Here is a 14771-nt window from a genome sequence, read left to right as displayed (position 1 = left end):
ATGGAACCCCGCTATCGTTTCCGGCTTTATCTCCTGACCGCCGCCGTCCTGGTGGGCTTCGGGGCGTTGTTGATGCGTCTCCATGACTTCCAGATCGTGCGCCGCGACAAGTTCCTGGGACTGGTCCCCGGCGACACCAAGGTGACCATCCGCGAACCCGGCACCCGCGGCGAGATCACCGACCGCAACGGCATCACGCTGGCGAAAAACGTCCGCGACTACGAGGTCACCTTCAACCTCGCCGAGATCGACGCCGCCTACCGCCGCCAGCACACCGACCGCCCCGAACTGGAGCGCGTGACCATGGAGCACGGCATGCTCCGCAAGCGCACCGAGCGCGACATCGTGGGCATCGTGATGGAAACGGTGATCCCGCCGCTCCAGAACCTCGGGCTGGCGAAGAATTTCAGCGCCAAGGCGCTGCGGGCCCACTACCTGACCCACCACGGGCTGGTGCCCTTCACCTACCGCGCCGACCTCACCTACGAGGAGTTCGCGAAGTTCGCCGAGCACAACCTCGAGCTGCCGGGGGTCTCCCTGAGCCTCAACTCCCAGCGCCAGTATCCCTACGGCAGCCTCGGTTCCCACGTGCTGGGCTACCTGAAGGGCTGGGAAAAGGGCGATATCCCGGAGGGCGCGGACCGGAAATACGACCACTATATCGGTGAGGCCAAGGGCATCGCGGGCGTGGAGTCGACGATGGACCAGTACCTGCGCGGTCCCGAGGGCACCCGCGAGATGCTGAAGGACGAGAAGGGTGCGATCCGCGGCATGGTCGGCTACGTCCGCCCCGGTACGGGAGCCAAGGTGGAACTCACGCTCGATGCCCGCATCCAATACCTGGCGGAGGACACCCTGCGCCATGCCGGCCGCGCGGCCGCGGTGGTGATGGACGTGGAAACCGGCGAGGTGCTGGCGATGGCCTCGGTGCCGGACTACGATCCGAACGAGTTCATCCCGAAGATCGATGGCGCGAAGTGGCTGGCTTACAACAAGAACACGGCCAAACCGCTGATGAACCGGTGCATCTCGAACTTCGTGCCGGGATCGACTTTCAAGCTCGGCACCGCGCTCAGCGGCGCGCTCAAGGGCCAGTCGAACCGCGTGTTTTCCTGCGATGGCGTGGTTCAATACGGCAATGCCTCGGTCGGCTGCTGGATCTGGAACAAGAGCCGCGGCTCCCACGGCTCTGAAACGCTGCCGGTGGCGATCAAGAACTCCTGCAACCCGTATTTCAACAAGCTCGCCAACACCATCGGCCCGAAGGCGATGACCGACGGCTTCACGATGCTCGGCTTCGGCAAACCGACCGGCATCGACCTGCCCAGCGAGGCCGGCGGCGTGGTGCTTGGCAACCGCCAGTGGCGCGCCTCCCACCCCGGCGCCACCCCCACCCCGCACGATGTGGCCCTGTTCTCGATCGGCCAGAGCGTGCTCGCCACCCCGCTCCAGCTTTGCTCGATGGTCACCGCCATCGCCAATGGCGGGAAGTACTATCAACCCCGTATCATCAAGAAGGTGGTCGCCATGGACGGCTCCACCGTCATCCCGGACAAACCGAAGCTCGAGGTGGACCTCCTGCGGGAAGGCATCAAGGACTCCGACCTGGTGACGATCCGCAAGGGCATGTGGATGGCCGTGAACGAAGGTGGCACCGCTTCCGCCGTGAAGCTCCCGGATATCCAGATCGGCGCCAAAACCGGCACGGCCCAGGTCAACCTGCTGCTCAAGACCCACGACTGCTGGACCGTCGCCTTCGCCCCCTTCGAGAAGCCGAAGTACGCCGTGGTCGTCATGGTCCAGGACGGTGGCTCCGGCGGCCACACCGCCGGCCCGCTCGTGCAGCACATCATCCGCGGCATCATCGGCAAGGACCGCGGCACCAAGCTCCCGCTCGCCGTCCAAAAGGAATACGGCGGCCACATGAAGGCGATCGAGAGCATCGCCGCGCTCGAGGACGTGCCGCCGGCCGATCCGAACGACACCGCCGGGGACGACACCGGTGACGAGGTGATGGGCGACGACGCCACCGCCCCGGTCCCGGTCGAGCCCGAGAAAACCATTCCGACCCCGATTCCGACCATCGACCCCGGCGTCGACGAGGAGGGCACCATCCCGAAGGCCATCCCGGTCCGCTGACCCGACCCCGCGGACACCATGAAACTACTTTCCATCCACACCCAAATGATTCAACGTATCAAACGAATGCTAGGCATCGGCAAGCCCGATCCGACGCAGGGAAACAGCCTGATCATCAACATCGAGCGCCTTGAGCGCCGGGTTGCGCTCCTTGAAAACGGTATCCTCGAGGAATATACCGTCGAGCGCGAAGGCGACCAGAACATCGTTGGCAGCATCTTCAAAGGCCGCGTCAAAAACATCGAACCGGGCCTCAAGGCCATGTTCGTCGACATCGGCCAGGACAAGAACGCCTTCCTTCACTTCTGGGATGCCATTCCCGCCGCCCTCGACGCCGGTCTTGAGGAGATCGAGCGCGAAGGCCGCCCGAAGAAGCAGCAGAAAAAGATCACCTCGAAGGACATCCCGGACATCTATCCGGTGGGCTCCGAGATCATGATCCAGGTGTCCAAGGGGCCGATCGGCACCAAGGGCCCGCGCGTGACCACCAACATCTCGTTGGCCGGCCGCTACCTGGTGCTCATGCCCTACACCGAGCAATTCGGTATCTCCCGCAAGATTGAGGACCCGAAGGAGCGCCAGCGCCTGCGCAAGATCGTGCAGAAGCTGTCCGTGCCGGAAGGCATGGGCATCATCATGCGAACGGTCGCCCAGGGCACCCGCGCCCGCCATTTCGTCCGTGACCTCGCCATGCTCCTGGAGCAGTGGCAGGAAGTCGAGGAGAAGCGGGACAGCCACCCGGCCCCGGTCTGCACCTACCAGGAGCCCGGCTTGATCGAGAGCACGGCCCGCGACTTCCTCACCGACGAGGTGGAGCAGGTGCTCTGCGACGACCTCGCCACCACCGAGAAGATCCGCGAGATTGCCGGCAAGATTTCCCGCCGCGCCAAGCGCCGCATCCATCACCTGGCCGCCGCCCCCACCCCGATCTTCGAAAAGGTCGGCATCCAGAAGCAGATCGACGAGGCCTTCTCGCGCCAGGTCTGGCTGCCCTGCGGCGGCTACATTGTGATCGATGAAACCGAGGCCCTCATCTCGATCGACGTCAACACCGGCCGCAACCGCGGCTCGAAGGACGTGGACAAGATGATCCTCGAGACCAACGTCGAGGCCGCCGTCGAGGTGGCCCGCCAGCTCCGCCTCCGCAACATCGGCGGCCTGGTGGTGGTCGACTTCATCGACATGCGCCACCGCAAGGACCAGCAGGCGGTTTACAAGGCGATGAAGGACCGCCTGAAGAAGGACAAGGCGAAGACCCAGGTCCTCCAGATTTCCCCGATCGGCCTCATGGAAATGACCCGCCAGCGCCTCAACGAGTCGCTGCGCGAGACCATGTTCGAACCCTGCCCGTATTGCCAGGGCCGCGGCCGCGTGAAGACCACCATGACCATGTCGGTGGAGATCCAGCGCAAGCTGAACTCGGTGATCCAGAAGCACCGTGAGTCGCTCGGCGACATCGTGGTGGTGGTGAACGCCGACGTGCTGAACCGCTTCAAGACCGAGGACAGCCACCTGCTGGTGGACATCGAGCGCCAGCACTCCGGCCGCCTGATCTTCCGCTCCGATCCGTCGCTCCACCGCGAGCGCTTCGCGATCATCGACGCGGCCACGGACCGCGCGATCGAACAGAACTGAGCACCGGTTCCAACACCTTCAGCCAACGCCCGCGGGGAGAGATTCCCGCGGGCGTTTTCGCGTTGTGGTCGAAAGCTCCGCTTTCGAATCGTCTCCGCCTGCTCCGTTGGCGGTGGCCGGGTTGAGCCGAACGACGTCCTCCCCCGAAGAGGGAAAGCTGGAGCTTCCCCCTACATTCTGAAAGCGGAGCTTTCAGCTACCTCGCTCGGTCAAAATGGCCGCGTCGTTCCGGTATCCCGTGCGACAAGTTGTATCAATTGGCGGGTGATTTCAGGTGGGGAAGCCGGAGCAACATTGATGTATTTCATTGATTTTGAATGTAATACAATCGGATCTCCGGGTCTAGCATGCCTCCTGCAATACCAGGTTTCGAACATCTGAAACCTCATGAACCGACCCTCCTATTGCAGCTATCGCGTCTCGGACCGGCGCAGCCGTGCCGATGGTTCCCGCACCTCCGGGTTCCGTGAATCCATCGCCGAAACGCCCGAGTCCTTCGTCCTTTCCATCGATCTCCCCGGCCTCCGCAAGGAGGAGCTGAAGCTCGAATTCAAGGACCGCGTCCTGACCCTCACCGTCACCCCGGCGGAACCCCGCGCCTTTGTCAGCGAGGCCACCCGCTCCTGGCGGGTCGGGCCGGACATCGATGCGGAGAAGCTCTCCGCCCGCCTCGAAAACGGCCTTTTCGAACTCACCCTACCGAAGCGCCAGGCCGCCTCGGACGAACCCCGCACCATCGACATCCAATGAGCACCGAAGTTTCCACCGCCGAAGCCACCCGCACCCGCAACATCCGCCCCGCCTTCCAGGTGCGGGAGGACGAGCGCGGGGTCCACCTCAGCGTCGCCCTCCCCGGCGTCCGCCGCGAGGACCTGAAGCTCACCGTCCGCGAGGGCGTGCTGGACCTGGAGGCCCCACGCGCGGGTACCGACACCCTCTATCGCCTGACCAGTCCCCTCGAGCGCAGGCTCGATGGCGACCGGATCGAGGCGAGGCATGAGAACGGCGTGTTGGAGGCGCTCATCCCGCTCCGCGAGGAGGCGCTTCCGCGTTCGATCCCGATTTCCTGATAGAGAGTGGGTTGGCTGGGGGATTGGCGTGGCGCGGTTTGTCGCCACGCCAATCTTTCACCTTCGCCTTGCAGGATCAGGGCTCCGCCTGCATCATGATGCCATGCAGGTCATCACGGAAAAATTGCGCGGCTTTCTCCAGTACGTGGCCGTGCAGTTCATCGAGCACCCGGCGCAAGCCCAGCTCAAGGTCACGGAACTGGCACCGAAGAAGCTGCGCTTCAAGCTGGTGCTGACCCAGACTGACGTGGCCCTGTTGATCGGCCGGAATGGTTTCACCGCCTCCGCCATCCGCAGCGTGATGAAAGCCGCCGCAGACCGCGAGGGCGTCCACGCCAGCCTTCAGATCCACTCCCATGAAGAGGAAGCGGAGATGATGGCACGCGGAGACGGTCATTGAGAAGGCTCTGGCATGACGGTTGCTCAAACAGAAGTCACCCGCCATGTCCATCCACGTCGCCCTCCACCATCGCACCAGCTATCGCTACGACCGGTGGGTCGGGCATGGTCCCCATGTCATCCGTCTGAAGCCCGCGCCGCATTGCCGGACGCGGGTTCTTTCCTACAGCCTCAAGGTGGGGCCGTGCGAGGTCTTCACCAATTGGCAGCAGGACCCGCAATCGAACCACCTCGCCCGGATCGTGTTTCCGGACCCAACCGACCGCCTCGACATCGAGGTGAACCTGGTCGTGGAGATGGCGGTGTCGAACCCCTTCGACTTTTTCCTCGAACCGGCCGCGGAAACGCACCCGTTCGCCTATGACAAGTCGCTGAACCACGAGCTCGCGCCGTTCCTGCTGTTGGAGAAGCCGGAGCCGCTGCTCGCGAAACGGATCGCCCGCTACCGTGGGTCGGAGCGCCGGACCATCGACCTCCTTGTCGAGATCAACCGCGAGCTCCAGGAAGACATCGCTTACACCATCCGCCTTGAGCCGGGCGTGCAGGCGCCGGAGGAAACGCTGCGGAAGGGCTCCGGATCGTGCCGGGACTCGGCCTGGGTGCTGGTCCAGGTGCTGCGCCATCTCGGCTTCGCGGCCCGGTTCGTGTCCGGCTACCTGATCCAGCTCAAGCCGGACATCCGATCGCTCGACGGCCCCGCCGGCGCGGACGAGGATTTCACCGATCTCCACGCGTGGACCGAGGTCTACCTGCCCGGCGCGGGCTGGATCGGGCTCGATCCCACCTCCGGCCTGCTCGCGGGCGAGGGCCACCTGCCCCTCGCCTGCTCGCCCGATCCCACCAGCGCGGCCCCCGTCACCGGCGTGCTCGACGAGTGCGAGGCGGACATGGAGCACGTCATGGAGGTGCGCCGGATCTACGAGACTCCCCGTACTACCAAGCCCTACACCGGCGAGCAGTGGGATGACATCGTGCGCCTTGGCCACGACGTCGACCGCGACCTGCGGGACATGGACGTGCGCCTGACCATGGGCGGCGAGCCGACCTTCGTCTCGATGGACGATCCGGAGGCCGAGGAATGGAACACCGCCGCGATGGGCCCCACCAAGCGCGCGTTGGCTGGCGACCTGATCAAGCGCCTGCGCAAGCGTTTCGCCCCCGGCGGCGTGCTCTTCTACGGCCAGGGGAAATGGTATCCCGGCGAGTCCCTGCCACGCTGGGCGCTGGCCTGCTACTGGCGGAAGGACGGCGTCCCCGCCTGGGAGGATGACCGCTGGATCGCGGATGAGCGGGTCGACTATGGTCATCGTAGTCCGGAGGCGAAACGTTTCGGCACCGCGCTCGCGGGCGCGCTCGGCGTGAACCCGAAGATGCTGATGGCCGCGCACGAGGACATTTTCCACCTGCTGTGGCGGGAGCGGCGGTTGCCGGTGAACGTCGATCCGCTGGAATCCCGGCTCGAGGATCCCGAGGAGCGCGCGCGGCTGGCCCGCATCTTCTCGCAGGGCCCCACCTCGGTGGTCGGCTACGTGCTGCCGCTCCAGCGCATCCAGGAGAACGGAGCCTCGCGCTGGCGCAGCGGCTCGTGGTTCCTGCCCGATGAAACGCTCTACCTGCTGCCCGGCGATTCGCCGATGGGTTTCCGCCTTCCGCTCGATTCGCAGCCGTGGGTGAAGAAGGAGGATTACCCTTGGATCATTCCCCAGGACCCGATGGCCCCACAGGGTCCCCTGCCCGGCCGCGACCTCGTGATGCAGGTGCCTGGGGTGGCCGAGGAGGAGCCGGAGAAGAAGCCCGCGCCGCAGGAATCCGCCTCGGGCATCGTCCGCACCGCCATCTGCGTCGAGCCCCGCCACGGCCGCCTGCACATCTTCCTGCCGCCGGTGAAACACGCCGAGGACTTCCTCGCGCTGGTCGAGGTGATCGAGCAAACCGCCGCCGGGCTGAACATGCCGGTGGTGCTGGAGGGCACGCCGCCGCCCCACGACCACCGCATTCAAAACTTCAAGGTCACCCCGGACCCGGGCGTGATCGAGGTGAACCTCCACCCCGCCGCGAGTTGGGAGGAGCTGGTTTCGAACTCCGAGATCCTCCACGAGGAGGCCCGCGCAACCCGCCTCGTCACCGAGAAGTTCATGCTCGATGGCCGCCACACCGGCACCGGCGGCGGCAACCACATCATCCTCGGCGGGGACACGCCCGCGGACAGCCCGATCCTGCGCCGGCCGGACCTGCTCCGCAGTTTCATCACCTACTGGAACCACCACCCGTCCCTCTCCTATCTGTTCTCCGGCCTGTTCGTCGGCCCCACCTCGCAGGCCCCGCGCTTGGACGAGGCGCGGCACGACATCATCCACGAGCTGGAGATCGCCTTCGCCACGCTGAAGTCCCACGACACCGCGCCGCCATGGCTGGTGGACCGCGTGTTCCGGAACCTGTTGACCGACCTCACCGGGAACACGCACCGCACCGAGTTCTGCATCGACAAGCTCTTCAGCCCGGACACCGCCACCGGCCGCCTCGGCTTGTTGGAAATGCGGGCCTTCGAGATGCCGCCGCACCACGAGATGAGCATGGCCCAGCACCTGGTGCTGCGCGCGCTCACCGCCTGGTTCTGGAAACACCCCTACGAGAAGCCGCTGGTGCGCTGGGGCAGCACGCTCCACGACCGCTGGATGCTGCCGCATTTCATCGAGACGGATTTCCACGACGTGATCTCGGATCTCCAGCGCGCCGGGTATCCGGTCGAGCGCGATTGGTTCAAGCCGCACGTCGCGTTCCGGTTCCCGCAGATCGGCGACTTCGTGGCCGGCGGCGTGGAGGTGGAACTGCGCGGGGCCATGGAACCGTGGCACGTGCTCGGCGAGGAAGGTGGCGCCGGGGGCACCGCCCGCCATGTCGATAGCTCGCTGGAGCGTCTCCAGGTGAAGGTCCGCGGCCTCACCGGGGAACGCCATCGACTGGCGTGCAATGGGTTCGCCGTCCCGCTCCATCCCACCGGCACCCGCGGCGAATTCGTCGGCGGCATCCGCTACCGCGCCTGGCAGCCGCCGCACTGCCTCCACCCCACCATCCGCGTCCACACGCCGCTGGTGTTCGACCTGATCGATGGCTGGAACGAGCTCTCGTTGGGCGGCTGCACCTTCCACGTCGCCCACCCCGGCGGCCGGAACTACACCACCTTCCCGGTGAACTCTTACGAGGCCGAGGCCCGCCGCAAGGCGCGCTTCTTCCGCGAGGGCCACACCGGCGGGCGGGTCCGGCCCCAACCGATCCCGGCAAGCCCGGACTTCCCCTTCACGCTCGATTTGCGGATGATCCCGCCGAGCCCCTGAGGCGGGTTTCCCCAGCATGTCGCATTCCGGCCCATATCTATTCCCCGTCGCGTCGCTCTCCGGTCACGGTCAAGGCGGCGCGTGGGACGAAATGACCGGCTCCACCGGCAAGGTGCGCCCGCTCTGGCAGCGGCTCGCGCGCTCGATGGAGCACTGGTCTCCGGACGAACGTGTCCGCCTCTCCGCCTCGTCCGATCGCCTGCTGGAGGACCTCGGAGCCACCTACAACATCTACAGCGATGCCGGCGGCAGCGGTCGCCCGTGGCGCATCGATCCCCTGCCCTTGTTGGTCGATCCCGTGGAGTGGAAGAAAGTCTCCACCGGTCTCGGCCAGCGCATGCGGCTGTTGGAAATGGTCCTCACCGACCTCTACGGCCCGCAGCGGCTGCTGGAGGAAGGCTTGATCCCGCCGGACCTCGTCCACGCCAATCCCCATTTCCTCACCAACCTGCGGGGCATCGTGCCGACCGGCGGCCACTACCTTTCCTCGGCCGGCTTCGATCTGATCCGGAACGCGGAGGGGGCTTGGCGGGTGCTGCGGGACCATACCCGCATTCCCGGCGGCCTCGGCCAGACGCTGGAGAACCGCAGCGTCACCGCCAGCGTGCTGCAGGCGGAGTTCGAGGACTGCCGCGTGGCGGGCATCGCCCCGTTTTTCGAGTTGGAACGCGACACCCTTCGCTCGCTGGCCTCCGGTCGTGCGGACTCGCCGCACGTGGTCCTGCTCACGCCCGGATTCCGACATCCCTCGTACTTCGAACACGCCTACAAGGCGCGCGTGCTGGGCATTCCGCTGGTGGAAACCGCGGACCTCACCGTGCGCGAGCGGAGACTGTTCCTGAAGACCCTCTCCGGCCTCCGCCGCGTCGACGTCCTGGTCTGCCGCCTCGACGACGATTCGGTCGATCCGCTCGAGTTCTGGACACACGGCGGTGGCGGGGTGCCCGGCCTCGCCGAGGTCTGGCGCTCCGGCAACGTGGCCTTGGCGAACGCGCCCGGCACGGCCTTCGCGGGCACCATGGCGTTGATGCCGTTCCTGCCCGGCATCTGCCGGAAATGGCTCGGCGAGGACCTGAAGCTGCCGTTCGTGGAAACGTGGTGGCTCGGCCAGGCCCCGGTCCGCCAGCAGGTGTTCGCCGATCTCCAGCGCTACATCATCTTCCCCGCCTTCGGTCCCGGCGAACCGGTGCGCTGCTCGGAACTGACTCCAAGCGCGCGCCGCCTGTGGCACTCGGTGCTGGAATCGCAGCCGCACGATTTCGTGGTGCAGCGCGATGTTTCTCCCAGCCTCGCGCCGGTGATGGAGGATGGCGAGTTCCACTCCCGCCCGGTGATCTGGCGCTCGTTCTGCCTGCAATCGGCCGATGGCCCGGTCTGTCTCCGTGGCGGCCTCGGAATCGTCGCGAAAAACGGCATCCTGCTCGATGGCTACTCCAGCACCGAGCAAACCGCGAAGGACGTGTGGATCCCGGACGAAACCACCGCCGCGCTCGACGAGCCGACGATCCGTCTCGATGGCCACCAGATCGCCCGCGATCCCACCGGGGCCGAGGTCCCCAGCCGCATGGCCGAGCAGTTGTTCTGGGTCGGCCGCTACGCCGAGCGCCTGGAGCTGGCCACCCGCCTGCTGCGCACGACCGTGAAGCGCCTCGGCGGCGAACTCACGCCCGCCCGCCGCGCCCAGCGCGATGCCTGCTTCGCCCTGCTGCGCGGCCTGGAAATCCTCCCGACCGAGGCCACCTCGCTGCCACCGCAACCGCTGCCGGTGCTCGCGCGCCTCGTTCACAACCCCTCCGCGCCGCACGGGTTGCCGTCGCTGATCCGCTCGCTGCTGTGGAACGCGGCCTCGGCCCGCGACCGCCTTTCAGACGACACCTGGCGCTTGTTCAACCGCCTCGAGGACCTGCTGCAATCGGACGCGTCGCACCCCACCGCGAGCGCGCTGGTGCAGACGCTCGATGCACTGGTGCTCCACCTCGCGGCCTTCGCCGGGATGCAGGCGGAAAACATGACCCGCGGCCACGGCTGGCGGTTCCTGGAAATCGGCCGCCGCATCGAACGCGCGCTCGGGGTGCTCTCATTGCTCGCTTCCGCTCCCGGTACCCAGCTCGCCGATTGCCCGGCGCTCGAGCCCCTTCTGGAAACCTGCGACAGCACCATGACCTACCGCCGCCGCCATTTCTCGCGCCCCCGTTGGTCGTCGGTGGCGGAGCTGCTGCTCGCCGATCCCACCAACCCGCGCAGCGCGGCGGCCCAGGCGGCGATCCTCGCGGTGCAGTGCCAACCCCTGCCCGGTGATCGGGATGCGGGTCTGCTGCCGCGCATCCGCGAGCACGTCGCCTCCCTGGTGCAGGCCTCCGGTCCTTCCGCGGAGGTGCCGGACAGCGCCGGCTTCGTGAAACGCGCCTCGTCCTTCGAGGAGCTTTCGGACCTGCTCACGCAACATTACTTCAGCCACTCGGTCCGCCGGGTTTATTGAGCCGATGCACTACCGGATCATCCATCGCACGCGCTACGTCTACGAGGGAGCTGTCACGGTGTCCCATCACCTGGCCCACCTCGCACCGCGCCCGCTGCCCACCCAGCACTGCCCGTGGCACGAGATCCAGATCACGCCCCAACCGGTGGGCCGCGCGGTGCATTCGGATGCCTTCGGAAACATCACCACCTATTTCGAGATGGAGGGCAGCCACACCGTGCTGGAAGTGGTGGCCCGCAGCCTGGTGGACGTGAAGCCCTCCAAGCTGCCGCGCCCGGAGAAGACCCCGCCGTGGGAAACCATCCGCGATGCCTGCCAGGCGCAGTCGCTGACACCCGCTTCCGCCGCCGGCGAGTTCCGTTTCAGCTCGCCGATGGTCCCCGTGGCCCGCGATTTCGCCGACTACGCGCGCACCGATTTCACGTCGAAACGCCCGATCCTCGCCGCCGTCCGCGATCTGACCAACCGCATCCACCGCGAGTTCAAGTTCGACACCCGCGCCACCGATGTCGCCACGCCCGTCCACCAGGTGCTGGAGCGGAAGGCCGGGGTCTGCCAGGACTTCGCCCACCTCATGCTCGCCTGCCTGCGATCGCTCGGGCTGCCGGCCCGCTACGTCAGCGGCTATTTGGAAACCGATCCGCCGCCAGGCAAGGAACGCCTCGTGGGAGCCGATGCCTCGCACGCCTGGGTGTCCGTGTTCTGCGGCGACGACCATGGCTGGATCGATGCCGATCCCACCAATGGCATTTTCCCGGAGGAACGCCACATCACCGTGGCCTGGGGCCGCGACTTCGCCGATGTCAGCCCCTTGCGCGGTGTGACGCTGGGGGCCGGGGATCAGAAATTGTTCGTCGGGGTCGATGTACTACCAGTGGACGAATGAACAGGTTCCTGATTCACTTGGCCGTTCATGCGTGTCCTCGCCATCGACCCCGCCATCCGCAATACCGGCTATGCCGTGCTTGATGGAGATCCGCGCAGGCCCACGGTGCTGGCCTACGACGTGATCCATATTCCCGCCCGGCTGGCCCAGTCCGCCGCGCTGGCCGCGGTGCGGACCCACCTGAGCCACCTCATCGAGCAGTTCGTGCCTGACGAGGTGGCGGTCGAGGGCATCATCTACGTCCAATCCCACCAGACCGCCATCAGCATGGGGGCCGCCCGTGCAGCCGCGCTCATCGCCGCCGCGGACCGTGGCCTGCCGGTTTACGAATACGCGCCAAAGAAGGTGAAGAAGGCCATCGTTGGAAATGGAACCGCGGACAAGCAGCAGGTCGCCTTCATGGTGCGCGCCCTGCTCGGCCTCAGCGAAACCCCGCCGCACGACGCCGCGGACGCCCTGGCCATCGCGTTCGCCCACTTGCAGTCGTCCGATCCGCTGAAGGCGAAGCTGCTGGAGCGGCGGCTGGTTTGAACGCCTTTCCGTCGTAGCCGCGCTCGTGAGAGCGTGGGCGGGGAAGACCCGCGAACCACCTTGGCATCTCCAGTCCTCCTGATGGCCATCGAGGTGCAGGACAAGACCGGCTCGACAATCTGAATATGGAGTGCGGCGAGCAATCGCCGCTTTGAGCGGAGGCGAGTCATCGCCGGGAAGAACTCTTGCTTTCGCAAAGTCGCTCCCACCTTCCAAAACCACTTCATCTCTGGCTCCAACTTCTCCCTTTCCACCTCCGCACCACCTCCGTCGATTCTCTCCTGTGCCCAAAGCGGCGATTGCTCGCCGCACTCCAAAAAGAAGGGCCTGTTCGCCGATACGTGGATGCGTTTGCAAGAGTCCCGTGAGCCACACCAACTTGTCCTCGCCAATCCATCCTCCCTCGCGTTCCGTGAGCACGTTTCCATGAAAATCGTCATCCTCACCGGCGCTGGCATCTCCGCGGAGTCCGGCGTGAAGACCTTCCGCGACCACAACGGCCTGTGGGAAGGTCATCGCATCGAGGACGTCGCCACGCCCGAGGCCTTCGATCGCGATCCCGCGCTGGTCCATGACTTCTACAACAAGCGCCGCCACCAGCTCGCCGAGGTCCACCCCAACGCCGCCCACGTGGCGCTGGTCGAGCTGGAAGCGGCTTTCGGCAATGACTTCCTACTCATCACCCAGAACGTCGACGACCTCCACGAGCGCGCGGGCAGCGAGCGCGTGCTGCACATGCACGGCGAGCTTTTGAAAAAGCGCTGCCAATGGTGCAGCGAGGTGACCCCTTGCGAACCCGCGGCCGTGCTCGATACGGCGGATCGCTGCGGCCAATGCGGCTCCACCCGCGGCATGCGCCCGGATATCGTCTGGTTCGGCGAGATGCCCTATCACCTCGATGAGATCGAGATCGCCCTGCGCGACGCCGATGTCTTCATCGCCATCGGCACCTCCGCCGTGGTCTATCCCGCCGCCCAGTTCTTCGCCATGGCCGCCATGCACGGCGCGACCACCATCGAGATCAATCTCGCCCCCACCGCCCGCTCGAACGAATTCGATGAACGCCTCTTTGGCCCGGCCACCGAAACCGTCCCGAAGCTGGTCCGCGACCTGATCGCCAAGCGATAGCCCCTTGCCAGCGCCGCGGAACCGCGCTTCCCTCCCCGCGGACATGAAGGTCGTCGATCTCGGAAACAACGTGGACTACGAGGAAGGCCTGCGCCTTCAGGGCGAGGCCGTGGCGGGTGTGCTGGACGGCACCACGGAGGAAACCCTGTTCCTGCTGGAGCACGCGCCCGTCTACACCATCGGACGGTTGCGCGACCAATCGTCGCTGCGTTCCCGGGAGCACCTTCCCCACCCGGTTTTCGAGATCAGCCGTGGCGGCCAGGCGACCTATCATGGCCCCGGCCAGCTCGTCGGCTACCCGGTGCTCGACCTCCGCACCCGCGATCGCGACCTGCACGCCCACTTGCGCCGCCTGGAGGATGCGATCATCCGCACCTGCCACCGGTTCGGCGTGCCCGCCGATCGCCGCGAGGGCCTCACCGGCGTGTGGGTGGAGAACCGCAAGCTAGCGTCCATCGGCGTGGGGGTTCGGAAATGGATCTCCCTGCACGGCTTCGCCCTGAACGTCACCAACCAGAGCCTGCCACCCTTCTTCGCCATCACCCCCTGCGGCCTCGATGGCGTGTCGATGACCAGCATCGAACAGGAAGCCGGGAAACCCGTCACCGTGAAGGAAGTGGCGGACGTGATCGCGGCGGAACTGGCGACGGATTGGTAACCGGAAAACCGGCCTACGTTACAACTCCGGCGGTTGACGTCCGGCGGGCAGGAACGACACTGCGGCCATGGCATTCCCCATCCGCAGCCCGCGCGACATGATCGGCGGTATCTCCGTGTTCGGCCGCATCCTCGACAAGATCCGTCTCAATGCCGAAGGCAAGCTCCCGGAAGGCTACCACATCGGCGTGATCCCCGGCAAACGCACCTTCGACGACCGCGTTTGCCGCCTGCTCGGCATCGAATTCGAGGATCTCCAGAAGCGCACGCTTGAGGGCGGCACCTACGAGGAAATCCTCGACTGGTGCTTCGACCACGGCCGCAAGCCGGACCAGGAGCAGATCGACGTCTGGAACGCCTTCATGCGCAAGCGCGGCTGGAACGACGAGGCCGGTCTCGTCGAAGCGAAACAGGCAGCCGGCTTCGAGGACCGCGAGGACATCCAGACCTTCTTCGATCTGATGGACGCCGAGGAGCGGCCATAGTGGCCGGAAGCTCCGCTTTCGGATTGT

The 14771-nt window shown here is 66.1% G+C and carries 12 protein-coding genes; all 12 read left to right on the top strand.

The window, feature by feature from the left end; all coding sequences use genetic code 11:
- The 12 genes from llg_RS17705 to llg_RS17650 all read left to right on the top strand — a co-directional run bounded on the left by llg_RS17705 (window position 1) and on the right by llg_RS17650 (window position 14744).
- Entirely contained in the window at window positions 1-2139 is a 2139-nt protein-coding gene (locus llg_RS17705; RefSeq protein ID WP_338286140.1) for a penicillin-binding transpeptidase domain-containing protein, read from the top strand.
- A 45-nt stretch (window positions 2140-2184) separates the two neighbouring features.
- On the top strand, window positions 2185-3774 hold the full coding sequence (locus llg_RS17700; protein ID WP_338286139.1) for an Rne/Rng family ribonuclease: 1590 nt from the start codon (window positions 2185-2187) through the stop codon (window positions 3772-3774).
- 387 nt (window positions 3775-4161) lie between these two features.
- Window positions 4162-4524 (top strand): Hsp20/alpha crystallin family protein, encoded by a 363-nt coding sequence (locus llg_RS17695; RefSeq protein WP_338286137.1) that lies wholly within the window; start codon window positions 4162-4164, stop codon window positions 4522-4524.
- Window positions 4521-4844 (top strand): Hsp20/alpha crystallin family protein, encoded by a 324-nt coding sequence (locus llg_RS17690; protein WP_338286135.1) that lies wholly within the window; start codon window positions 4521-4523, stop codon window positions 4842-4844. Before llg_RS17695 ends, llg_RS17690 begins: the two co-directional genes overlap by 4 nt.
- Window positions 4845-4947: 103 nt before the next feature.
- The gene (locus llg_RS17685; RefSeq protein WP_338286134.1) at window positions 4948-5244 is read left to right on the top strand and encodes a KH domain-containing protein; all 297 of its coding nucleotides are present in this window, start codon (window positions 4948-4950) and stop codon (window positions 5242-5244) included.
- A gap of 43 nt (window positions 5245-5287) precedes the next feature.
- Window positions 5288-8578 (top strand): transglutaminase family protein, encoded by a 3291-nt coding sequence (locus llg_RS17680; RefSeq protein ID WP_338286131.1) that lies wholly within the window; start codon window positions 5288-5290, stop codon window positions 8576-8578.
- A 16-nt stretch (window positions 8579-8594) separates the two neighbouring features.
- On the top strand, window positions 8595-11057 hold the full coding sequence (locus tag llg_RS17675; protein WP_338286130.1) for a circularly permuted type 2 ATP-grasp protein: 2463 nt from the start codon (window positions 8595-8597) through the stop codon (window positions 11055-11057).
- Window positions 11058-11061: 4 nt separating this feature from the next.
- Entirely contained in the window at window positions 11062-11943 is an 882-nt protein-coding gene (locus llg_RS17670; RefSeq protein ID WP_338286129.1) for a transglutaminase family protein, read from the top strand.
- Between the two features lie 27 nt (window positions 11944-11970).
- Window positions 11971-12474 carry a crossover junction endodeoxyribonuclease RuvC gene (gene ruvC / locus llg_RS17665; RefSeq protein WP_338286128.1) on the top strand — a complete coding sequence of 168 codons (504 nt, stop codon included), beginning with the start codon at window positions 11971-11973 and terminating at the stop codon, window positions 12472-12474.
- 426 nt (window positions 12475-12900) lie between these two features.
- Window positions 12901-13602, top strand: a complete 702-nt coding sequence (locus llg_RS17660; protein WP_338286126.1) for an NAD-dependent deacylase — start codon at window positions 12901-12903, stop codon at window positions 13600-13602.
- Window positions 13603-13645: 43 nt separating this feature from the next.
- Window positions 13646-14260: a lipoyl(octanoyl) transferase LipB gene (gene lipB, locus llg_RS17655; RefSeq protein WP_338286125.1), complete on the top strand. Its 615-nt coding sequence runs from the start codon at window positions 13646-13648 to the stop codon at window positions 14258-14260.
- A 67-nt stretch (window positions 14261-14327) separates the two neighbouring features.
- On the top strand, window positions 14328-14744 hold the full coding sequence (locus tag llg_RS17650) for a DUF5069 domain-containing protein (RefSeq protein WP_338286124.1): 417 nt from the start codon (window positions 14328-14330) through the stop codon (window positions 14742-14744).
- Window positions 14745-14771 lie beyond the last annotated feature (27 nt).

This window comes from Luteolibacter sp. LG18 (assembly GCF_036322585.1).
Taxonomy (GTDB): Bacteria; Verrucomicrobiota; Verrucomicrobiia; order Verrucomicrobiales; family Akkermansiaceae; genus Luteolibacter.
Note: the sequence above shows the minus strand (reverse complement) of the source record. Positions and strands in the feature narration are given on the sequence as shown.

Bases quoted from the DNA above. Each gene is read 5' to 3' on its own strand.
- llg_RS17700 (WP_338286139.1), top strand. From the start codon at position 2,185: ATGATTCAACGTATCAAACGAATGCTAGGCATCGGCAAGCCCGATCCG.
- llg_RS17650 (WP_338286124.1), top strand. From the start codon at position 14,328: ATGGCATTCCCCATCCGCAGCCCGCGCGACATGATCGGCGGTATCTCC.
- llg_RS17685 (WP_338286134.1), top strand. From the start codon at position 4,948: ATGCAGGTCATCACGGAAAAATTGCGCGGCTTTCTCCAGTACGTGGCC.
- llg_RS17670 (WP_338286129.1), top strand. From the start codon at position 11,062: ATGCACTACCGGATCATCCATCGCACGCGCTACGTCTACGAGGGAGCT.
- llg_RS17660 (WP_338286126.1), top strand. From the start codon at position 12,901: ATGAAAATCGTCATCCTCACCGGCGCTGGCATCTCCGCGGAGTCCGGC.
- llg_RS17705 (WP_338286140.1), top strand. From the start codon at position 1: ATGGAACCCCGCTATCGTTTCCGGCTTTATCTCCTGACCGCCGCCGTC.
- lipB (WP_338286125.1), top strand. From the start codon at position 13,646: ATGAAGGTCGTCGATCTCGGAAACAACGTGGACTACGAGGAAGGCCTG.
- llg_RS17675 (WP_338286130.1), top strand. From the start codon at position 8,595: ATGTCGCATTCCGGCCCATATCTATTCCCCGTCGCGTCGCTCTCCGGT.
- llg_RS17695 (WP_338286137.1), top strand. From the start codon at position 4,162: ATGAACCGACCCTCCTATTGCAGCTATCGCGTCTCGGACCGGCGCAGC.
- llg_RS17690 (WP_338286135.1), top strand. From the start codon at position 4,521: ATGAGCACCGAAGTTTCCACCGCCGAAGCCACCCGCACCCGCAACATC.
- llg_RS17680 (WP_338286131.1), top strand. From the start codon at position 5,288: ATGTCCATCCACGTCGCCCTCCACCATCGCACCAGCTATCGCTACGAC.
- ruvC (WP_338286128.1), top strand. From the start codon at position 11,971: ATGCGTGTCCTCGCCATCGACCCCGCCATCCGCAATACCGGCTATGCC.